15 protein-coding genes are annotated in these 20993 nt (G+C 62.2%); 9 read left to right on the forward strand and 6 right to left on the reverse strand.

Features of this window, described 5'->3' with window-relative positions:
• Nucleotides 1-125 precede the first annotated feature (125 nt).
• Nucleotides 126-1679, reverse strand: coding sequence for a hypothetical protein (locus tag GGU46_RS19080; protein WP_183405160.1), 1554 nt, complete (start codon nucleotides 1677-1679; stop codon nucleotides 126-128).
• Nucleotides 1680-2007: 328 nt separating this feature from the next.
• On the opposite strand from GGU46_RS19080, the gene GGU46_RS19085 reads away from it, so the two are divergent.
• The 4 genes from GGU46_RS19085 (at nucleotide 2008) to GGU46_RS19100 (ending at nucleotide 6185) form a co-directional block, all read left to right on the forward strand.
• Complete coding sequence (locus tag GGU46_RS19085; protein ID WP_183405161.1) at nucleotides 2008-2547, forward strand: hypothetical protein; 540 nt, start codon at nucleotides 2008-2010, stop codon at nucleotides 2545-2547.
• Nucleotides 2548-2663: 116 nt separating this feature from the next.
• Complete coding sequence (locus GGU46_RS19090; protein WP_183405162.1) at nucleotides 2664-4106, forward strand: hypothetical protein; 1443 nt, start codon at nucleotides 2664-2666, stop codon at nucleotides 4104-4106.
• Between the two features lie 72 nt (nucleotides 4107-4178).
• Nucleotides 4179-5525, forward strand: coding sequence for a hypothetical protein (locus tag GGU46_RS19095; RefSeq protein WP_183405163.1), 1347 nt, complete (start codon nucleotides 4179-4181; stop codon nucleotides 5523-5525).
• A gap of 105 nt (nucleotides 5526-5630) precedes the next feature.
• Nucleotides 5631-6185 carry a carbohydrate binding domain-containing protein gene (locus tag GGU46_RS19100; protein WP_183405164.1) on the forward strand — a complete coding sequence of 185 codons (555 nt, stop codon included), beginning with the start codon at nucleotides 5631-5633 and terminating at the stop codon, nucleotides 6183-6185.
• Nucleotides 6186-6273: 88 nt separating this feature from the next.
• On the opposite strand, the gene GGU46_RS19105 is transcribed toward GGU46_RS19100, so the two are convergent.
• The 3 genes from GGU46_RS19105 to GGU46_RS19115 all read right to left on the reverse strand — a co-directional run bounded on the left by GGU46_RS19105 (nucleotide 6274) and on the right by GGU46_RS19115 (nucleotide 9800).
• Nucleotides 6274-8112, reverse strand: coding sequence for a hypothetical protein (locus tag GGU46_RS19105; RefSeq protein WP_183405165.1), 1839 nt, complete (start codon nucleotides 8110-8112; stop codon nucleotides 6274-6276).
• A 69-nt stretch (nucleotides 8113-8181) separates the two neighbouring features.
• Nucleotides 8182-8904, reverse strand: a complete 723-nt coding sequence (locus GGU46_RS19110; protein WP_183405166.1) for a glycosyltransferase family 2 protein — start codon at nucleotides 8902-8904, stop codon at nucleotides 8182-8184.
• 110 nt (nucleotides 8905-9014) lie between these two features.
• Nucleotides 9015-9800: an SDR family oxidoreductase gene (locus tag GGU46_RS19115; protein ID WP_183405167.1), complete on the reverse strand. Its 786-nt coding sequence runs from the start codon at nucleotides 9798-9800 to the stop codon at nucleotides 9015-9017.
• A 286-nt stretch (nucleotides 9801-10086) separates the two neighbouring features.
• Here GGU46_RS19115 and GGU46_RS19120 point away from each other — a divergent pair, with 286 nt between their 5' ends.
• From GGU46_RS19120 to GGU46_RS19140, 5 genes are all read left to right on the forward strand, one after another.
• The gene (locus tag GGU46_RS19120; RefSeq protein WP_183405168.1) at nucleotides 10087-10617 is read left to right on the forward strand and encodes a 3-hydroxyanthranilate 3,4-dioxygenase; all 531 of its coding nucleotides are present in this window, start codon (nucleotides 10087-10089) and stop codon (nucleotides 10615-10617) included.
• Between the two features lie 15 nt (nucleotides 10618-10632).
• Complete coding sequence (locus GGU46_RS19125; protein WP_183405169.1) at nucleotides 10633-11640, forward strand: amidohydrolase family protein; 1008 nt, start codon at nucleotides 10633-10635, stop codon at nucleotides 11638-11640.
• Between the two features lie 422 nt (nucleotides 11641-12062).
• Nucleotides 12063-13346 carry a kynureninase gene (gene kynU / locus GGU46_RS19130; protein WP_183405170.1) on the forward strand — a complete coding sequence of 428 codons (1284 nt, stop codon included), beginning with the start codon at nucleotides 12063-12065 and terminating at the stop codon, nucleotides 13344-13346.
• A 102-nt stretch (nucleotides 13347-13448) separates the two neighbouring features.
• Nucleotides 13449-14129, forward strand: a complete 681-nt coding sequence (locus GGU46_RS19135) for a hypothetical protein (RefSeq protein WP_183405171.1) — start codon at nucleotides 13449-13451, stop codon at nucleotides 14127-14129.
• A 33-nt stretch (nucleotides 14130-14162) separates the two neighbouring features.
• Complete coding sequence (locus GGU46_RS19140) at nucleotides 14163-14735, forward strand: alpha-ketoglutarate-dependent dioxygenase AlkB family protein (RefSeq protein WP_246399033.1); 573 nt, start codon at nucleotides 14163-14165, stop codon at nucleotides 14733-14735.
• 281 nt (nucleotides 14736-15016) lie between these two features.
• Here the strand turns inward: GGU46_RS19140 and GGU46_RS19145 are convergent, their stop codons facing one another.
• A complete protein-coding gene (locus tag GGU46_RS19145) occupies nucleotides 15017-17785 on the reverse strand; it encodes a TonB-dependent receptor (RefSeq protein ID WP_183405173.1) in 2769 nt (922 codons plus the stop codon).
• Between the two features lie 349 nt (nucleotides 17786-18134).
• A complete protein-coding gene (locus tag GGU46_RS19150) occupies nucleotides 18135-20837 on the reverse strand; it encodes a TonB-dependent receptor (RefSeq protein WP_317171940.1) in 2703 nt (900 codons plus the stop codon).
• Between the last annotated feature and the right edge of the window lie 156 nt (nucleotides 20838-20993).

Genomic DNA, 20993 nt, shown 5'->3' on the forward strand with positions numbered 1-20993 from the left:
GGGAAGGCCGGCGTAGTACCCGATGGGCGGGGTAGTTGGGCCACCCGGTGCGGGCGGTTCGCGGGGGCCGAAGGGGTAGGGGGCCAGGCAGCTTAGCAGCCAGTGGCTGCCACCGCCTGCCCGTGCTACCAGCGGTAAAACACCGATAAAATCCGGATGCCGTTTACTTTCACGGTGTGCACCTCACGGCCCACGCTGTCGGGGTAGGGCTCGGGGTGGGTGCGGTAGGCGGTCAGGAAGTACCGCTCCTGGCTGTTCGGGTCAATGGTGAAGCGGGCCCGGTCTTCGGGCCGGAGCACGGCCAGGTTGTTTTCCAGCACAATCCGGAAAGGCGCGTCAATGGCAATGCGGGAAGAAGTGCTGTTGGCCAGAATCCACTCCAGGCCCTGGCGATACGAAAGGCCCCAGTAGTCGCCCTCGAACAGCTGGCTGGCCTCCGGATCGGAAAGAAACGAGTAGTACACCTGCTGATTGGGGTGGGAGCTTACCATCCGGACGGCCGTGTACCCAGCCTCGGCCCCGGCCAGAACGGCGGCCCCCAGCGCCAGGCGTTTGAGGAAGGCGCGGCCCCGGCTAGCCTGCCAGGTGACATGGATGCCGCGCGCGGCCAGCAGAATGATAGCCGGATATATAAAGTACAGATGGCGCCACCCGTCGTAAATCACGGAGTGCAGAACAATCACCATGAGCAGGGGCACCAGCAGCCACAGCAGCAGCAGCACGTCCAGGCGGCCCTGCGGGGTTTTCAGGAAGGAGAAAGGGTGCCGGAGAAGCGCGTAGCCGCTGGCCCCGAGGCCAACCAGGCTGGCTACCACGTAGGCAACGGGGGTGGTGATGATAATCCAGACGGGGGCGTAGTGCCAGGGTAGGGCCAGGGAGTGCACTTTTTCGCCGAGGTAGAGAAGGTAGCCGTCCCAGCGGAAGCGCTTCATTTTCTCGAAGGCCAGCAGGAAGTTATCCAGGGGCGCTTCCCACAGGTAGGGCCACCCGGCCACGGTAAACGCGGCGCTGGCTACGCAGTACAGCAAAAAGGCCCGGAGCAGGGTTTTGCGCTGGGCGGCGGTAGCCGGAGCGGCCACCAGCTCCAGCACAAACATGCCCACGGTAAGCGCACCCAGCAGGCACCCCAGAATCCGGATATCGGTGGCAATGGCCGTGGCCAGACCGTGCAGCACGGCACGCCCCAGGGTAGGGCGCGCCAGCAGCCGAACCAGCGTGTAGATGCCGAACGTGAAAAAGCTCAGAAACACCAGGTCCTTGCCGTTGCTGAACGCATCGGCGAAAATGCGCGGCGAAATGAGAAGTAACGTGCTGGCTAACAAGCCAAACTGCCAACTGCTGAACCGGATGCGGGCAATATGGTACACCGACCATAAGGCCAGCACAAACGTCAGGAAGATGCAGAAGTGGCGGACCAGGTAGTAGGTGCGCGAGTCCAGGCCCGGCCACGCTACCTCCATAAAGGCCAGGGGCAGGTGAAAGATGACCCCGTGGTCGCGCTCCTCATAGCCGGCAAACTCCGGCACGCTCGAAAATATAGCCTGCCGCCCGGCCCACTCCGGGGCCAGCAGGCCAGTAATATACTTGGCGTTTACAATGCCATTGGTGCGGTCAATGGATTCGTCCCAGGACACCCCGTAATCCTGATACAAGAGCAGCCCCAGCAGGATGATACACAAAAAATAGGCTCGGATATAGATCGGGCGGGGTGCTGCCATTGGGGGAACGGAAGGGGGAAGCCCCAGGACCGGGGGCGTTGCAGGATCAAAGAAAGGAAAAGAAGCCGCAAGCTGTACGCCCCCGGAGCCGCCCCCACCGCCGGAGCCGGTGGTCCTGCTGGCCCGGGGGCGGGTAGGAGCTCCCATACCCCTCGCCGCCGGCTGGCGCGCAAAACAAGAGGCGTGGTTCTTTTTAAGGCGCAATAGCTGCTTGACTAGCAGAGTTTATACCTTTGCCGCACCTTCTCTGAAAGCCGCTACACGAAACATTTTCCATACGTCACCTTACATGAAAAAATTTACTGTCCTGCTGAGCCTGGCAGTGCTTGGGGCCTGCTCTTCCGACGAAAAGGCCAGCACCAGCGCTTCTGACGCGAAAACCATCACATTCAACGACTTTGAATCGGTAGCAGGGTGGAACGTTGATCCGGCGCTGCTGGACCGGGGCCGGGCGCACTCGGGTAAGTACGCCATTAAGGTGGACAAGGACCGGGAGTTCAGCCTGACCTTCGATATGGCTCTGGGCCAGGCCACGCCCACGAAAATCAAGACCGTACACCTGGAAGCCTACGCCTTCCTGCCCAGCGACAAAGCTACGGGCATGCTGGGCGTGCAGGTGATGGACGATACCAACACGCAGCAGCTGTTCGGCGACGGTATCCGGCTGGGCGAGGCCGTGAAATCGTACGGCAAGTGGGTGCCCGTGAGCAAGGACATTACCCTGCCCGAAAACATTACGGCCGCCCAGCACCTGCGCCTGTCGCTGTGGCGCGCCGATGCCAGCGACTACGTGCTGATTGACGACGTGAAGCTGAGCATTAAGGAATAAGTGCCGCTGGTTGCTATACTTCAGGGCGGGATGCCAGGCCGGTGCCTTTTGGTCGGCCCGGCATCCCGTTTTATGCTTATCCGGCAGCCCGGCTGCCCCCAACCCTCGTTGCTGCTATGCCCAAACGCTACTGGACCGGCCTGTTAATCGGGTTGATTGTGCTCGATACGGCGCTTACGTTCTGGCAGAACCTGCAGCTGCCCCTCGACGGCGACCTGGTTTCCATTGTGTTTCCGGCGCCCTGGTACCAGCAGGTGCTGCAGGACCCGTTCGGTTGGGCTGTTGTTACCAAAAACGCGGTGTACGCCGGTACCAACCGGTTTTTCGCGCACGCGGCCATGGGCCTGTACTGGAAGCAGGTTCCGCGGGTGCTGCAGTGGTTTACTACCCCCATCAACAGCCTGTACGTGGCCAGTGCCCTGTTCTCGACGGTGGTGCAGGTGCTGCTAGTGCTGGCGCTGGCTTTTTACGTGCGGCGCGGCGGCGGTGGCCCGCGCGGGTCGTGGGGTTTCTGGGTGGCCGCGGCCTTGCTGGTGCCGCTGTTTCAGACGGAGGGCTTTTATGAGCAGATGGGCGTAACCAACCGCGCCATTACCTACACCTTTTTCTACGCCTTCCCGCTGGCCCTGCTGCTGGCGTTGCTGTGGCCGTTTTTCCGGGCGGCGCATGCCCGGCAGCCCCTGCGCGTGCACCCACTCAACGGGCTGCTGCTGGTGTTGCTGATGGTGGTTATTGCCTTTAACGGGCCCATTGCCACGGCCGCTGTGGCGGTGCTGCTGTTTGGCATTGGGGTGTACTGGGCGTGGCACCGGGGGCGCGCCATAATTAGCCCCACCGCTCCGGCCGGCGGCCAGTGGCTTTCAGGCCAGGCCCTGCTGCTGCTGGGTGTTCTGGCGGGCCTGAGTGTGTATTCGCTTTACGTAGGCCGCAACAACGCCGAAAACTCGCATACCCACACCCTCGGGCAGCTTTACCGGCTGTTGCCCACGGGTTTTTCCCAGGAGCTGGAGAAAGAATGGGGCCTACCCCTGCTGCTACTCCTGATCCTGGTGAACGGGCAGCTCGTGCGGTGGCTGTTTCCGCCCTCGGCGGAGCGGCAGTGGGTGCTGGGCAGCCTGCGGGCGGTAGGCCTGTTTGCGGTGCTGTTTCTGGTGCTGCTTCCCTTCGGCGGCTACCGCGACTACCGGCCCTACCTAATTCGGGGCGACTCTATCCTGCCCGTGCTGCTGGCCTTGTTCTATGCCTACGGGGTGTCCACGTATTTTCTGCTGTTTCAGCTGCGGGGCCGGATACGCTCGGGTTATGCGGTGCTGGTAGGGCTGTTTCTACTTACGTTTATCTACATGGATGCCGTGCCGAAGCTGCCCCGCAACAACGATTGTGAGCGGTGGGCCCTGGACCAGATGGCCCGCGCTCCGGAGCCGGAGGTGCGCATTGCCCCGTACTGCAACGTGCTGAGCTGGGGCACCATCCCCGATCCGAACCAGTCGGATCTGCAGGCGCAGCTGCTGCACTACTGGGGCGTAACCGACCGCCCCAAGAAGTATTACCAGCGGTAGGCACCGGCCGCCTCCTGGCCGGAAGCCGGCCGCCTTCATTCAGTGTTCCAGTCCTTGTTCTTTATCGGGCGTATGCAAGCAGAAATACCGCACGTACCTACCCCCCCGGCGGCTGCCTGGCGCCGCTGGCTGCCTAGTACCCACGTGGGCTTTGTCTGGCTGGTTATTGCCCTCCTGCACGTGGTCCTGATGAAGGACACCTCGCGCTGGAGCCGCTCCGATGTGCTGGTGTGGGATGCCGGAGGGTACTACCTGTATCTGCCCGCGGCTTTTATCACCAAGGATGTGGGGGACGGCTCCTTCCTGACCTACGTGCGCAAGCAGTATCGCCCCGACCTGGACCCCGACTACAGCCTGGTGCACTTGCCTAACGGCCGGGCCGTGTTCAAGTATCCGATTGGGATGGCGGTGGCCTACTCCCCCTGGTTTGCCCTGGCCCACGGGTACGCCAAGGTAGCCGGCTTCCCGCCCGATGGCTACTCGAAGCCTTACCAGCGCTACATTGCTCTGGGCTGCATGGTGTACAGCCTGCTGGGGCTGTGGCTGCTGGGCCGGGAGCTGCGCCACTACGTGCCCGATCATCTGGCGGCCCTGGCGCTGCTGGCTATTGGCCTGGGTACCAACTTGTTTATTTATTCTACCGTCGATGCGCCCATGTCGCACGGAACGCTGTTTCTGCTGAACGTGCTTTTGTTGCGCTACACCCGGCAGTGGTACGAGGCGGCCGGCGGCTGGGCGGCGGGTAGCAAGCTGGCTTTGGTTTTCGGGCTCATGCTGCTGGTGCGGCCCTCGGAGCTCTGGATGATAGCCGTGCCGCTCCTATGGGGGCTTACCAGCCGCGCCGCCGTAGCTCAGCGGCTGCGCTTCTGGCTGAGCCGCTGGCGGCAGCTGCTGGCTATGGTGGCTATAGTGGCCCTGGTGGGTAGCGTGCAGCTGCTATTCTGGCGCGTAGCCGGCGGGCAGTGGCTGATGGAGTTTTACCCCGGTGAGCGGTTCTACCTGCTGAAGCCGCACCTGCTCGATGGCCTGTTCAGTGCGCGTAAAGGCTGGCTGTTCTGGAGCCCGGTGCTGGTGTTTGCCCTGCTTGGCAGCATCTGGCTTCGCCGGATTGCCCCGGCCCTGGTTCCTGTGGTAGTAGTGCTGGTGCCTTTTGTGGTGTACCTGACCTTTAGCTGGTGGGACTGGACCTACGGCGGCGGGTTTGGCTGTCGGCCCCTCATCAGCCTGTACCCCCTCCTGAGCTTGTGCCTGGCTGCTTTTCTGGCCCGGTGGTGGAATACCCGCGCCGTGCCGGTGGCTTTCGTGGTAGGAGCCCTGGTGCTGCTGAGCGTGCGCCAAAGCTGGCAATACTCCCGCGGGGTGGTGGACTGCTGCAACATGGATTGGGCCCGCTACAAAGAGCATTTTTTCGACCATTAGGCTACTTGCCCAGGCGCACCTGACCGCTTCCGGCAGGCCAAGCCGTTCATGTAACCGCCGCGCGGGTCTGCTACCTTTGCCTTTTCTTTCTTACGTTTCTGTGCTATGCTGAAGTATGTTTCTGCCGCTTTGCTCCTTGCGCTGTCAGCCGCTGGCTGCTCTAAAAAGCCGGCTGATGCGGCAGATACCAGCACCCTGGCCGCTACCAGCTTCGAAAACCTGGACGGCTGGCTGGCCGATTCGCCGGCCCTGGCTACCCTCACCCGCGACAAAGCCCACACCGGCCGCTACAGCACCATGGTAGGGCCCAGCCACGAGTTCAGCCTGGGCTATAGCAACGCCCTGAGCCGGCTGGCCCCCGAGTGGCCCGCCCGGCTCACGGTAGGCGCCTGGGTGTTGCTGCCCCCCGAGCACGGCGCGGCCAAGCTGGTAACGCAAATCAAGGGCGCTACCCCCGGAACCCCCGACCTGCTCTGGGAGGGCCTCGACCTAACCCAGGCCGTGAAGATAGCGGGCAAGTGGCAGTACGTAGAGCAGACCATTACCATGCCCGAGGCGGCCAAGCCCACCAGTAAAATTCTGGTGTACCTGTGGCGCGCCGACAGCAAGCAGCCCGTGTATCTCGACGACCTGAGCATCTCGCTGACGAAGGATCAGTAATCTTTCCCGCCAGAAAAAAGCCGGCCCGGCGCGGCCCGAACTCAGGTTTCGGGCCGCGCCGGGCCGTTGGCTTGTAGCCAGAAAAAGTCTATTTCACCACCTCCACCGGAATCCGCAGCCGCACCGGCCAGTCGCGGTAGTCTTTGCTGATGAGGCTGACCTCGAAAGTGTAGTGGCCGGGCTGCTGCGGAGCCCGCAGCGGAACCGTCTGGGTCCAGGGCTGCCACACATCTACCTCCAGCGGCACTTCCATCGGGTTCGTGTCGGTGGGCCAATCGTGGGCTTTGTAGAAGGCGGTGCGCAGCAGCGTGGGGTGCGGGACCCGGGTGCCGGAGTGCAGGGGGCGGGCCGCCGCGGGTACCTGCACCTGCACGGGCAGCGTGTGCTGTCGGCCGGCTTGCCAGGTCGTGGGCGCCGCGCCCGGCAGGCTGAGCCGCACCCCCTGGTGCGCGGTAATGTAGGGCCGCAGGGCCGCCGTATCCAGCGGGGGTAGGGTGTTCAGAACGCGGTAGGTCGTGTTGTTCGGGAAGCGGCAGTAGGCAGCCGGCAGGTCGGCCGTATTCATGGTTTCGAAGGGTCCCAGCAAAATGCCCGGCTGGGCACCGGTATTGGCCAGCTGGTCGATGTCCCAGCCCACGCGCACGGTCTGCACGGAGTCGGGGTGCTGCCGGGCGCTGACCATCATGGTTTCGCTGGCCGACGCCCACCATGGCCAGCCGGCCCGCAGGCGGTGCGGGTCCACGTTGTCGGGGTACATGATAAACTTGCGTTCCGGAAACTGGCCGGTGTACGTCAGCAGGTGGCCGAGCCACTGCTGGTAGGCCGTGTAGGGCACGTGGCGCTGCCACAGCAGGGCCAGTCGGGCCAGCAGCAGCAACCCCAGCAGGCCGGTAGCCAGGGCCGGGCCGCGGCCGTGCCAGCGGCGCTCCAGGGCCGGCAGCAGCTCCAGCGCAAACGGCACGGCCACAAACAACGTCAGGGGCAGATATAGGTTTTCGAGGTAGGTAGCCTCGGTGTAGTCAGGGTTCGACACGTTGATAATGAACGTGTAGCCCCCCACAAACCCCCACACCAGCCCCAGGCGCAGCCAGGCCAGCCAGGTGCGCTGCCGGGCGTAGAACACGGTAAGCGCCAGCAGCAGCAACGGCAGGGCCAGGAAGCTGCGGCTGCAGAGCTGCCAGAAATTATCGAAGCTGCCGATAGCCAGGTAGTTCGGGAAAAACTTAACCAGGTTAGGCGTGAAAGTCATGTGGGTGGCCTCGTAGGAGCCGGGCGGAATCAGCATGGCCCGCAGCTGGTACATGGCCAGGGCCAGCACCAGCATACCGTAGTAGGCCCAGTCCCGGAACCGGCGGTTCAGCAGCCAGTCGTAGGCCCAGATGAACAGGAAAGGCAGGATAATGAGCGGGTGACCAAAAATGAATACCGGCACCAGGGCGGCCAGCGCCAGGGTGCTAAACCGCCAGGGCAGCGGCGCCTGCCGGGCTACGCCCCCGTAAAACAGCAGCAGGGCGGCCAGCCCCTGCGGCAGCTCCGACTGCGCCCAGTAAAACGTGCGCGAGGCCAGCAGCACGTAGAGCAGCACCACCACCAGGGCCACCTGCTCGTTGCGAAACCAATAGGCACAGACCAAAAAAACGGCTAGGTAGTACAGGATAAACACCACGGAGTACAGCCGTAGCACCGCATCCAGCGGCCAGCCCGCTTTCAGGGCCAGCAGAGTAGGCAGCTGGGTGACGATGGCCACGAAGCGACGGTTCTGCACGAACAGGGACTTGTCTTTCAGATAGATAAACAAGTGGTAGGCCAGGTCGTAGTAAGCCGCCCGCTCCAGGTAGAAGTGCCACGCAAAGAGCAGCAGCACCAGCATGGTGGCCAGGGCCAGGCGCAGCGGGCCTCGGCTGGCATAGTGTTTAGGAAGAAGCATACCGCAGGAAAAAAGCCGCCGCAGGCGGCCTCACACAAATAAAAACAGGAGCCGTGGCCAGGCAGCAGGTTAGCCGAACAGCCCGTACTTCAGGATGCAGTAGATGGCCCGAAATCCGTCGCGCCAGCCAATTTTCTTACCCTCAGCGTACGTGCGGCCGTAGTAGCTGATGCCCACTTCGTAAATGCGCACATTGGGCACCCGCGATACCTTAGCCGTTACCTCGGGCTCGAAGCCGAAGCGCTTCTCCTCCAGTTTCAGGCCCTGAATAATGTCGCGGCGGAACAGCTTGTAGCAGGTTTCCATGTCCGTCAGGTTCAGATCGGTGCACATGTTGCTCAGGAACGTGAGCATCTGGTTGCCGATGCTGTGCCAGAAGAACAGAATGCGGTGCGGATTGCCGCCCATAAAGCGGGACCCGAATACTACATCGGCAAACCCGCGCAGAATGGGCTTAATCAGCAGGTTATACTCTTCAGGATCGTACTCCAGGTCGGCATCCTGAATGATGACGTAGTCGCCGGTGGCCTCGCGGATGCCCGTGTGCAGGGCTGCGCCCTTGCCCTGATTTACCGTATGCCGGAGCAGCCGCAGCCCCAGGTGCGCGTGCTGGGCCGCGTAGGCCTCAATCACCGCCACCGAGTCGTCCGACGAGCAGTCATCCACGAGAATAATTTCCTTTCTGATCTGATTGATTAACTCCAGCCCGCGCAGCAAATCCAGGATCTGGTGAATGGTGCGGGCCTCGTTGTAAACCGGGATAATGATGGAAAGCGTATGGAAGTGTACCAAGCGGAGCAGGTCTAGTCGCGGAAAACGCTCAAATATAGGCTGTCTGCCCACGGGAGCTACTATTAAAAGCACACGGGGGCCAAAAGCGGCCGGGAAGCCGGCGGCCGGCCCTACAGGCTGCTGGTCCGGCCGCCATCTACCGGCACGTTGATGCCCGTGATGTAGGCAGCCGCCTCGGAGGCCAGGAAGGCTACCGCCGCCGCTACCTCCCGGGCCTGCCCAAACCGCCCGGCCGGAATACCGCGCAGCATGGCTGCCTCTACCTCTTCGGTGGTCTGGTTGGTTTGCTCTACTTTCTTGGCAATCAGAGAAGTATGGCGCTGCGTGACGGTGGCGCCCGGCAGCACGTTGTTCACGGTAATACCGTCGGCGGCCAGCTCGTTGGCTAGGGTTTTGGCCCAGTTGCCCACCGCCCCCCGGATGGTATTCGAGACGCCCAGGCCCGGCAACGGCTGCTTCACGGAAGTGCTGATGACGTTGATGATGCGCCCCCGCCCGCGCCGGCGCATGCCCGGCACTACCGCCTGCGCCAGCAAGTGGTTGCACACCAGATGCTGCTCAAACGCGGCCCGAAAAGCTTCCACCGGCGCCTCCAGAATCGGGCCGCCCGCCGGGCCGCCGGTGTTGTTCACCAGAATATCGAAGCTGTGCTCCGCCTGCGCCAGATACTCCCGCACCTGCTGCTGCACAGTGGCCGGCTGGTTGAAATCGGCCACCAGGAAGTTGTGCTGCTGTCCGGCGGGAGCAGGCAGGGCGGCGGCTACCGCGCGCAGGGCCGCCTCGTTGCGGGCCAGCAAGGTAATGGTAGCGCCGCGCTCGGCCAGGGCTTCGGCCACGGCCCGCCCAATGCCCTGGGTGCTGCCGCCCACCAGGGCGCGTTGAGAAAGTAAATCCATGAAGGGTGAAGAAGTAAAAGGTAGAGGAAAGGAGGAGGAGAGAAAAGTCGGCTCTGGTCCGACGCTGGAGGTGCCCGACCGGTTGGCGCCCGCGCCAGCCGCACGATGCCCGCCTACCCCCTGAAGAGCGCCAAGCCCCTCCGGGCCGGCGGCCGCAACGTCAAGTGGTCGGATGGGCTTCGCCCTCTGGCCGGGCCGGCAAGATACGTAGCCACCATCCACGGGAATATCGTTATTTGCCGTAGCGCATTCGCCGCCTACCCCTCTCATTTTAGCATACCGTCTTATGATTCGGCCCTTCAACTTTCAGCAGTGGATTGACGAACACCGCCACCTCCTCAAGCCGCCCGTTGGCAACCAGCAGGTCTATAAGGATAATAAAGACTTCATTGTGATGGTAGTAGGCGGCCCCAACGCCCGCAAAGACTACCACGTGGACGAGGGCGAAGAGCTGTTTCTGCAGCTGGAGGGCGACATTGTAGTAAAGGTCATTGAAGACGGTAAGCCCGTGGACATTGAAATTAAAGCCGGCAGCATGTTCCTGCTGCCGGCCGGCGTACCTCACTCGCCGCGCCGGCCGGCCGGTTCGGTGGGCCTGGTGCTGGAACGCTACCGCACGCCCGGCGAGCTGGACGGCTTCCAGTGGTACTGCGAAAACTGCGGCCACAAGCTCCACGAAGAGTTTGCCGAAATTACCGACATCGTGGCCCAGCTGCCGCCCATCATGAACCGCTTCTGGGCCTCCGACGAGCTGCGGACCTGCACCGTGTGTGGCACGTATATGGAAGCACCCCCGAAAGCGGCTCCCGCCGAATAACCTGCTGCCTCTGCCGTGCTCAGCATTGATATTCATACCCACATTCTGCCCGAGCGGTGGCCTGATTTGCGCGAGCGGTACGGGTACGGCGGCTTTATCCGGCTGGAGCACCACCGCCCGTGCTGCGCCCGCATGATGCAGGACGACCGGTTTTTTCGCGAAATTCAGGATAACTGCTGGGACCCCGCCGTGCGCATCCGCGAGTACGACCAGCTTGGGACTCAGGTGCAGGTGCTCAGTACCGTGCCCGTGATGTTCAGCTACTGGGCCCGCCCCCTCGATACCCTGGACCTGAGCCAGCTGCTCAACGACCACATTGCCGACGTGGTGCGGCGCTACCCCACCCGGTTTGTGGGGCTGGGCACCCTGCCCCTGCAGGCCCCCGACCTGGCCATCCGGGAGCTGGAGCGTTGTATGCAGCTGGGCCTGGCGGGCGTGCAGATCGGCTCCCACGTCAACGACTGGAACCTGGACGCGCCGGAGCTGTTTCCGGTTTTTCAGGCGGCCGAGGAGCTGGGGGCCTGCGTGTTTGTACATCCCTGGGACATGATGGGCCAGCAGCAGATGCCCAAATACTGGCTGCCCTGGCTGGTGGGCATGCCCGCCGAAAGCACCCGCGCCCTCTGCTCCCTGATTTTCGGGGGCGTGCTGGAGCGCCTGCCGCGCCTGCGCGTGGCCGTAGCCCACGGCGGCGGCACCTTTGCTACCACCATCGGGCGCATCGGCCACGGCTTCGAGGTGCGGCCCGACCTCTGCGCCGTGGATAATGCCGTGCACCCGCGCGAGTACCTGGGCCGGTTCTGGGTTGATTCCCTGGTGCACGACCCGCGCCTGCTCGACTACCTCGTGCAAACTCTTGGCCCCGAGAAAATCACCTTGGGTACCGACTACCCCTTCCCCCTCGGCGAAGCTGTACCCGGCGAGCTAATCCGCTCCCTACCCTACCCCGATGACGTAAAGGCCCGCATGCTCGGCCAGAACGCGCTGGATTGGTTGGGCCTGGACGCCAGCCGGTTCAGATAGTGAATTGGGGAATGAGTAGATGAGTGAATGAGTAACGCCCTGGCGGCAGACTTCTGGCCGCAGGCCAGGCATCTGCCCGCCGGGAAATGGGGCAAGTCTCCCGACTTGCGGCCGCCGGAGGCGGCCAGCCCGCGCCTGGGCCGTCCGCGCCGTCACGGTCATTTTCCGGTTATGTACTCCAAAACAGGGTGGCTCGCAGTTTTCGAAGGCAAGATTGCCCCCACTTTCTACAACGCCACGCGGCCCCTAACGGAGCGGGCGCCAGATGGCCGCCGTTGGCGGCCGCAAGTCGGGAGACTTGCCCCATTTCCCGGCGGGCAGACGCCTGGCCTGCGGCCAGAAGTCTGCCGCCAGCCCGTTTACCTCATCACCCCATCACCCCATCACCCCATCACCAATTCCCCATTGGTATCTTTGCCCCGATGACCTTCGAACCCACCCTCGACTTTGCCCGCCAGCTGGATGCGCAGGACCCGCTGCGCGACTTCCGCCAGCAGTTTCTGATTCCGCCCGCGCCCAACGGCGACGACAGCCTCTACTTCTGCGGCAACTCCCTGGGTCTGCAGCCCCGCACAGCCCGCGCCGCCGCCGAGCAGCAGTTCCGGAACTGGGAGCAGCTGGCCGTGGAAGGGCATTTCAAGGGCGAAACCCCCTGGATGCACTTTCATAAGCGTCTGGAGGAGGCCTCGGCCCGCGTTGTGGGCGCCAAGCCCGTGGAGGTCGTCGTGATGAACAACCTCACCACCAACCTGCACCTGCTGCTGATTTCCTTCTACCAGCCCACCGCCACCCGCTACAAGGTGCTGATGGAAGGCGGCGCTTTCCCTTCCGACCAATATGCCCTGGAAACCCAGGTGCGCATGCGTGGCCTCGACCCCGACGACGCCATTGTGGAACTCGTGCCCCGCCCCGGCGAGCACACCCTGCGCACCGAGGATATTCTGGCCAAGATTGCGGAGCTCGGCGACTCGCTCTGCACCATTCTGATGGGCGGCATTAATTACTACACCGGGCAGGTGTACGACATGGCCGCCATTACCGAGGCGGGCCACGCGGTAGGGGCCATGGTGGGCTTCGACTTGGCCCACGCGGCCGGCAATATTCCCCTGCACCTCCACGACTGGGACGTGGATTTTGCCTGCTGGTGCTCCTACAAGTACTTAAACTCGGGCCCCGGCGGGGTATCGGGGGCATTTGTGCACGAGCGGTTTGCCGACCGCCCTGACCTGGTACGCCTGGCCGGCTGGTGGGGCTACGATGATAAGGAGCGCTTCCAGATGAAAAAGGGCTTCCGGCCCATGCGCGGGGCCGCCGGCTGGCAGCTTTCCAACGGCGCCATCCTCACGCTGGCCGTGCACGAGGCCGCCTTGGCCATTCATGAGGCGGCCGGCGGCATGGAAGCCCTGCGCCGCAAAAGCGAGCTGCTGACGGGCTACCTGGAGTTCCTTATCACCCGCCTCAGCCTGCCCAAATCCCGCCTCGAAATCATTACCCCCCAGGACCCCGCCCAGCGGGGCTGCCAGCTTTCCTTGCTGGTGCACCAGGGCGGCCGCGACCTGTTTGAGCACCTGATGGGGGTAGGCGTTATCGGCGACTGGCGCGAGCCCAACGTGATTCGGCTGGCCCCGGTGCCGCTCTACAACACCTTCGAGGATGTGTACCGGGTAGGCCAGGTGCTGGCCGGCTGGGCCCACCAAGCCGAATAGAATATTGGCCCCGGCGGAAAGTTTTTCGCTGCAAAAACCTGTTCTGCGTAAAACCAGAGGTACTGGCCCCGGGCTAGTTTTGATTCTGCTGACCTGACTACCATGGCTGAAGACTTCGCGGCGAAAATGAGCCGCAAAACCGTTGCGGAGCTGCGCGACTACGTGGATAACCGCTACCAGTACCGCGAGGAAGCCGTGTTGGCCGCCCTGGAGGAACTGGACCGCCGCGGTACCCCGGAGCCCGCCGCGGCTACCATTATGCAGGAGCTCCAAATCAGTCAGCAGGAAACCGCCCGCCGCGAATCGGTGGCCCGGGCCCAGGAAGAGGAGCGGGAGCAGGCCCGCCGGCGCATACGGGGGGAAGAGGTACCGGCCGAAGTTGCCGACGAAACCGGACCCGTGCTGTATTCCCCCAGCACTATCACGGTTTTTTCGGTGCTGTTCAGCATGGTAGCTGGCGGCGTGCTACTGGCCCTCAATTTGCGTACGCTACGCCGGTTCGGGCTTTCGTGGCTGGTTTTGCTCCTGGCGCTGGGGTACTGGGTAGGAGCGCAGTATTCCATGAAGTGGATTCTGGAGAATTACGGCACGCAGTATTTCTGGCTGGGCTCCGTGTTCAACATCCTCGCCATTGTGCTCTATAATCTTTTTGTCTGGCCCCGCTTTATTGGGCTGCAGCCCTACCGCAGCCGGCCCTGGGGTGGGGCCCTGCTCGTCTGCGCCCTGATTATGATGGTGTTTGCCATTCTGTACCTGCGCTTTGGGGTAAGCCCGGCGGTGTAAGCAACCTGGCTGATGGCTCTTACCCCCATCTTATTGCCTGCTGCCGAACTGCTGTTCGACCCCCATTTCCTACCCCTGCCAGCGGCCCAAACCCTGCTCGCGGAGCTTCGCGGCAGCATTGCCTGGAAGCACGAGCCCATCCGGCTGTTTGGCCGGGAGGTGATGCAGCCCCGCCTCACGGCCTGGCACGGCGACGCGGGCGCTTCCTACCGCTACTCGGGCCTCCAGCTCCAGCCCCAGCCCTGGACGCCCGCCCTGCTGCGGCTGCGCCAACAGGTAGAAGCTGCGGCCGGCGCCCGCTTCAATAGCGTACTGCTCAACCTTTACCGCTCCGGGCAGGACAGCATGGGCTGGCACGCCGACGATGAGCCGGAACTGGGCCCCGAGCCCGTTATTGCCTCCGTCACGCTGGGCGCTACCCGCAACTTTCGCCTCAAGCCCCGCGACCCGCAGCACACTGCCCACGGCCCTGTCACGCTGCCTCTTACCACCGGCAGCCTGCTCCTGATGCGCGGGCCTACCCAGCGCCACTGGCTGCATGCCCTGCCCAAAACCGCCCGCCCCGTTGGTCCCCGCCTGAACCTCACGTTTCGTCTGGTTAGGTGAGGAGGTGATGAGGTGGCAAGTGACAGGTGAATAGTGATTCGAGTGGTGGGCTAGCACTACATCTGGTTTCCCTCCTTGGAAAGGAGGGTTGGGGGGGGCTGACCTAAAGCGGAGCCAGAGCTAGTTTCTGCTCTTTCCCTACCCCTGCAAAACGCGACAAGCCCTTCACCTCGGGGCAGAGGGAAGAGCTTGTCTGGGAAGTGAGTTTTCCTACCAGAAGGAAAGGGCAGCGGAAATCCTTCTGGGCCTACTAACTCACCAAGGTCACGCTTTATTGGGGGCTACTTCACATCGAAGCGCAGGCCCAGGTACGCCAGACGTCCAATCTGGGGGCCACCAAACACCTGCACGTTGTTGGCATTGAAGGCGTTGGAAATACCAGCCTGGAAGGTACTGCCCAACTTCGGCACAGTGTAGCCCAGGTAAGCGTCGGTGGTGCTGTAGTCGCGGATGGTGCCCACGGCGAAGGGCATTTCCTGCAGGTGGCCCTGCACCCAGCGGTAGTTCACGGAGTAGGTGAGGTTGCCCACCTGGCCGTTGGCGCCCACATTGTACTTGTGCTTGGGCGTGTTGAAATAGGTTTGGAAGCCCTCGGGCAGATTGCTGCGGTCCAGCACGTTGAGGGAGTAGTTACCCGTCAGGTTGAATGCCTTGCGGAAATAGTACGTCAGGCCAGCCGTTACGCCCTGGGTGCGCACCTCCTGGGCACTATTATAATAGGCGTACAGCACGCGGGTGGGCTTGCTCTGGTCGGAGTAGGCGCTGGAGTAGCCGGCGGCCAGCTGCTGGGGGGTAGGCCGCGAGCCATCCGTATTGCCCACGAACGTCTGGGCCCCGATAAAGTCTTGGTAGCGGCTGCGGTAGTAGCTCACGTCGGCGTAGAGGTTGGCCACCAGCGCGCCTTTGTAGCCAATTTCCGCAGTATTTACTTTTTCCAGCTGCAGCGGCGCGATGTTGTACTCGTAGGGCTGCAGCACGGCCGGGTTGCTCTGGGCGGCCGTCAGCAGCTGGGGCGAGTTGAACAGGGCCAAGTTGTAGCCCTGGAAGCCGTTGCCCACGTTCCCGATCAGCAGGCCCGTACGAATGTCGCTGTAGAGGTACTGCTCGGTTTGGGAGGGCGAGCGGAAGGCCCGGCCGTAGCTGGCCCGGAAGTTATGCTGCTTGTTCTGGCCCAGCGAGTAAACAACGGAAGCCCGGGGCGAGAAAGCTGGCTTAAAGTTCTTAAACTCATCGACCCGGCCGGCCAGGGCCAGTTTCAGGCGTTCCTCAAGCAGGGTTTGCGTCAGCTGGCCGTAGCCGCCGTACTCGTAGTTGCGGAGGCGCTTGCCGTTCCGGTCAGCGAACAGCAGGCCGTTGGAACCCAGGCGGTACTGGCGGTAGGCGGCTCCCACTGTCAGGTCCGTGCCCACATCGGAAAGGCGGAAGGTGCGCTGCCCGCTGATGTCGTGCAGGAAGGAGCTGAAGTACTGCTGCGCCCCCCGGCCCGGCTGCTGGTCGGCAATCAGCTTTTCGCGCAGACTACCGAAGCGCGGGTCGGTGGGCGTAAGCTGGGTAGCGTTGGCTGCGGTCTGGGCCGTAGCCAGCGCGGCTTCCACCGATTGCCCGGCCTTGCGGGCCTGGGAGTACACTTGGTTATAGACCCCGTAGAACTGCTGGGCGTAACTGATAGTGCTGCCTTCCGCCAGGGGGGAGTTTTGAATCAGGGAGCCCAGCTGGTTCAGCTCGTAGGAGTTGCCGGTGAAGTCTTCGGTAGAGTACAGGCGCAGAAAGCCCTTGCCGCTCTTCAGCTCCGCCCGGTATTGCTTCGTGCCCAGGCCTTTCACCCGGAAACGGCTGATGTTCTGGTAGGTAGCCGTGCCTTCGGCGTACTTGGCTTCCACGGTCAGCTTCAAATCGTCGCGTAGCAGGTACGAAAGAGCGCCCTGCGCACGGTAAGACGAGGTGCGGTTGTCTTCCCGAATCAGCTGCTGCTCCGTGAAGCCGGGCATATACACGGTTTTGCCGTACAGCTCCTGGCTGGTACCGCCGGGCAGCTGTTGCAGCGGCGTGTAGGTGTAGCTCTGCTCGCCGTAGCGATTCACGGCGTTGTAGCCCAGCGGGGAGCCTTGCGGGTTGGCCGAACTGCGGGTAGCTTCCATATTGTCGGCAATCCAGTCGTTGGCCCGGAAAGCACTGGCGTTTACCTTGAAAGCCAGCTTGTCGGTTAGCTTCTTGGCAAAGCGCACCTGCCCATCCAGCAGGTTTCGCTCGCCGCCGCGCAGGCGCACACTCAGGCCCTCGTACACGAACGGGTCCTTGGAGTTGAACAGGATAACCCCGCTCAGGGCGTTGGAGCCGTACAGGGCCGAAGCCGGGCCATGGATGATTTCAATGCTTTCCATGTCGAGCTCCGGAATGCCCACCAGGTTGCCAGGGCTCAGGTTCAGGGAAGGCAGCTGGGTGTCCATGTAATCTACCAGCTGAATCACGCGCTCCGATTTGGCCGTGTTAAAGCCGCGGGTGCTGACGCTGGTAAACAGCATGGAGGCCGAGCTGACATCGAGCCCTTTCAGCTGGCCCAGGCCGCTGAGAATTTCGGGGGTAGTGATTTTCTCGATCTGGCGCGTCGAGAGCTTGTCGATGGTAACGGGCGCGCGCAGGATATTTTCTTCCACGCGGGAGGCCGAAACGACCGTTTCGTTCAGCAGGGTAGCACTGGGCGAAAGTCCCACGTTCAGGGCCAGCTCCGGCGCCTGCAGCGTAATCTCGCGGCTATCAAAGCCCACGTAGGAAAAGACCAGCGTAACGGGCCCGTTTTCAAAATTGGCATTGAGCACAAACTTCCCAAATTGGTCCGTGCTGGTGCCAATAAAGCTGCCCTTGATAAAAACCGTAGCCCCCGGCAACGGCTCGCCGCTATCCGTCAGCACTTGCCCGGACACGGAACGTTCGGCTGGATCAGGAGCGGCGCCAACAGAGGCGGGCAACTCGGGACGGGTGGCAAAGGCGTGGGTAGCCGCCAGGGGCGGCAGTAGCAAAGCCGCCAAAACAGACGGATAGAGAGGTTTCATGTGGTAATTCGCGGTGTGTCCTAAAAGGACCGCAAACCTACCGCTGCTTATAGTACTACGGTTGAGCTTTTCGCTGAATCAGGCACCTATAGGGGTCAACATCACATTTGGCGGGGCCAAAGCCAGAATTACTATTCCCTTGCTTGGAAAGCATCCCAATTCTGGAAAGATGACTTCATAGCCGGCTCAGGAATTGGCAGGCAGCGCGCCGTTGCTGCCAGCGCTGCTCACTACTGCCCACTGCTTCTCCTGCCTGAAGCTACTGCCTGGGACAGCTCCTGGCTGGAATGTAAAAAGCCGCCTTCCTTGAGGAAAGCGGCTTTCAGACAACCTGAACTGTCAGCGAGGTTTACTTTACCTCCAGTTGCAGCCCCAGGTACACCAGCCGGCCAATCTGAGGACCGCCGTACACCTGAATATTGTTGGCATTGAAGAGGTTGGATGCTCCTGTTTGCAGCGTGAGGCCCAGCTGCGAGAGGGTATAGCCCAGGTAAGCATCCGTCGAGCTGTAGTCCGTCAGCTGGCCTACGGCGAACGGCAGGCCGTACTCGTGGCCCTGGGCCCAACGATAGTTCAGGGCGTAGCTCACGCGGTTAAGCACCGTGCCGTTGGCGCCCACGTTATACTTGTGCTTAGGTGTGTTGAAGTACGTCTGGAACTCGGCGTTCTGCACGTCGCTGCGGTCCTGTACGTTCAGCGAGTAGTTGGCCGCCAGGTTCAGGAACGAAGCAGCCGCGTAGGTCAGGCCCACGGCCATGCCTTGGGTACGCACTTCCTGATCCGCATTGGTCCACACCTGCAGCACCCGACCGGCGGCTAGGGTTTCGGGTCGGGTGCCGTCGGCGCTACCTACGAAGCGCTGGGCCCCGATGAAGTCGTTATAGTAGTTGCGGTAGTAGTCGAGGTCCAGTACCAGCTTCGGCGTCAGGGCGCCTTTATAGCCAATTTCATAGCTGCTCAGGCGCTCCAGCTGCAGGGGCGCCACGTCCACGTTCCGGCCGGTGGTAATGCTGTAGCCCTGGAAGCCATTGTCCACGTTGCCCAGCAGCAGCACCCGGCCCAGGTCCAGCCGCACGTACTGGTCGAGCTGGGTAGGCGAGCGGAATGCCCGGCCATAGGTAGTGCGGAAGTTGTGCTGGCGCTGGCTGCCCGCCGAGTACACCAGGGAGGCGCGGGGCGAGAAGGCGGGGTCGAAGTTCTTGAAGCCATCAATCCGGCCGGCCAGGGCCAGCTTCAGGCGTTCCTGCAGAAATTTCTTGGTCAGCTGCGCGTAGCCGCCCAGCTCGTGGTTCTGAATCCGGCCATCAGTGTCAGAGAACAGGTTGCCCTGGGAACCCAGCCGGAACTTGCGGTAAGCCGCACCCACAATCAGATCGGCCGTTTCGCCGAGCTTCAAGTTGTACTGGGCGTTGCCCTCGTTGAGCAGGGAGCTGGGGTTAAGGCGGGCGCCCCGGCCCACGGTAGCATCGTTGATAATCTGCTTGCGCAGGGCACTGAACTCGGCGCTGGTGGGATCCAGCTGCAGCGGGTCGGCGGCGGCCTTGGCGGCGGCCTGCGCCTGAGCATCGGTCTGGCCGGCCGTGCGGGCCCCTACGTAGGTGTTCACGTAGGTACCGTAGTAGCGCTGAGCGTAGGTAGTAGTGGTGTTACCGCCGGCAATGGGCGAGGTCTGGATAAAGTTACCCAGGAAGGTCAGGTCGTAGGAGTTGCCGCCAAAGTCCTGAATGGACTGGCCCCGCACAAACCACCGCTCGCCCTTAATTTCGCCGTGGTACTGGTTCGTGCCGAAATCCTTGAAGCGGTAGCGGCTGGTGCTCTGGTAGCTGGCCGTGCCGCGGTTGTAGTTGGCGCCGGCCGTCAGCTTGATGCTGCTGGTAAGCAGGTAGGATACCGAAGGGTGAATCTTCAGCGACTTGGCCCGGCCGTCATTCCCTACCAGGGTCTTTTCCTCAAAGCCCGGCATGAATACGGTTTTGTTGCGGACCTCCGGGAAGGGGAAGTTGGCCGCGAAGGTGTAGCCGTCCACATCGCCATAGCGGTTCACGGCATCGTAGCCCAGCGAGGAGCCCTGGGCGTTGTTGTTGGACTGTACTTGCTTGCTGGTAGCCGAATAGTTGCTGGCCAGCCAGTCGTTGGCCGTCAGGTAGGCGCCGGTTACTTTGAAGGCGAACTTGTCGCCAATTTTCTGGGCGTAGCGTACCTGCCCGTCAAAGAAGCTCCGCTCCCCGCCGCGCAGGCGCACGCTCAGGCCTTCGCTCACGAAGGGGTCCTTGGAGTTTTGCAGCAGCACCCCGTTAAAGGCGTTAGCGCCGTACAGCGCCGAGGCCGGACCGTGAATAATCTCAATGCTTTCAATGTCCAGCTCGGGCAGGCCCGTTAGGTTACCCGTGTTGATGTTCAGCGAGGGCGACTGAGTATCAAAGTAATCCGTGAGCTGAATCAGGCGCTCCGACTTAGCCGAGTTAAACCCGCGCGTGCTCAGCGAGTTCATAATCATGCTCGTGCTGTTCACGTCAATGCCCTTGAACTGATTCAGGCCCACCTGCACGTCGGGCGGAGGCAGGCGCAGAATCTGCTGCGAGGTTACTTTCTCTACCGTTACCGGCGCCTGCAGAATGCCTTCCTCTACCCGCGAAGCCGAAGCAATTACCTCGTTGGTTTGGGTGGGGTTCAGCTTCAACTGCACCATCACGGTATTATCCGGCTGGCTGAGCGTCACGTCGCGGCTTTCGTAGCCTACAAACGATACGGACAATACCACAGGCCCCCCGCTGAAGTCAGCACGCAGGTTGAACTTGCCGTCCCGGTCGGTGCTGGTGCCAATAAAAGTACCCCGAATAAAGATGGTGGCCCCTGGCATGGGGCTCCCTGCCTCATTCTGTACGCTCCCTGCTATGGCGCCCAGCTCCTGCGCTAGGCTTGCTGTGGCACTGCACAAAAAAAGAAAGAGGAAGAAAAATAGAAAACGGTAAGGTTTTCCCATAATAAAAAACTGCAAAAATGAAAAACTACCTCTCCTAGGTAGAAAAGGCCACAAATGTATTGTGTGCATGCCTAATATCCTACCCGAGAAGGATTGAAAGCCGGATGATTATTGTCAGTAGGGAATTGAACAAATGAAAGTTCAGGTTGCTGAAGTAGAGTGCCTGCGTACTGGGCCGAAGCACACGTCAGTAGCGCAAATCGGGCGGCCCGTACAGGTATAGGC

Origin of the sequence: Hymenobacter latericoloratus (assembly GCF_014199535.1) — a bacterium.
GTDB lineage: Bacteria > Bacteroidota > Bacteroidia > Cytophagales > Hymenobacteraceae > Hymenobacter > Hymenobacter latericoloratus.

Bases quoted from the DNA above. Each gene is read 5' to 3' on its own strand.
- GGU46_RS19085 (WP_183405161.1), top strand. From the start codon at position 2,008: ATGAAAAAATTTACTGTCCTGCTGAGCCTGGCAGTGCTTGGGGCCTGC.
- GGU46_RS19090 (WP_183405162.1), top strand. From the start codon at position 2,664: ATGCCCAAACGCTACTGGACCGGCCTGTTAATCGGGTTGATTGTGCTC.
- GGU46_RS19095 (WP_183405163.1), top strand. From the start codon at position 4,179: ATGCAAGCAGAAATACCGCACGTACCTACCCCCCCGGCGGCTGCCTGG.
- GGU46_RS19100 (WP_183405164.1), top strand. From the start codon at position 5,631: ATGCTGAAGTATGTTTCTGCCGCTTTGCTCCTTGCGCTGTCAGCCGCT.
- GGU46_RS19105 (WP_183405165.1), bottom strand. From the start codon at position 8,112: ATGCTTCTTCCTAAACACTATGCCAGCCGAGGCCCGCTGCGCCTGGCC.
- GGU46_RS19115 (WP_183405167.1), bottom strand. From the start codon at position 9,800: ATGGATTTACTTTCTCAACGCGCCCTGGTGGGCGGCAGCACCCAGGGC.
- GGU46_RS19120 (WP_183405168.1), top strand. From the start codon at position 10,087: ATGATTCGGCCCTTCAACTTTCAGCAGTGGATTGACGAACACCGCCAC.
- kynU (WP_183405170.1), top strand. From the start codon at position 12,063: ATGACCTTCGAACCCACCCTCGACTTTGCCCGCCAGCTGGATGCGCAG.
- GGU46_RS19135 (WP_183405171.1), top strand. From the start codon at position 13,449: ATGGCTGAAGACTTCGCGGCGAAAATGAGCCGCAAAACCGTTGCGGAG.
- GGU46_RS19145 (WP_183405173.1), bottom strand. From the start codon at position 17,785: ATGAAACCTCTCTATCCGTCTGTTTTGGCGGCTTTGCTACTGCCGCCC.
- GGU46_RS19150 (WP_317171940.1), bottom strand. From the start codon at position 20,837: ATGCACACAATACATTTGTGGCCTTTTCTACCTAGGAGAGGTAGTTTT.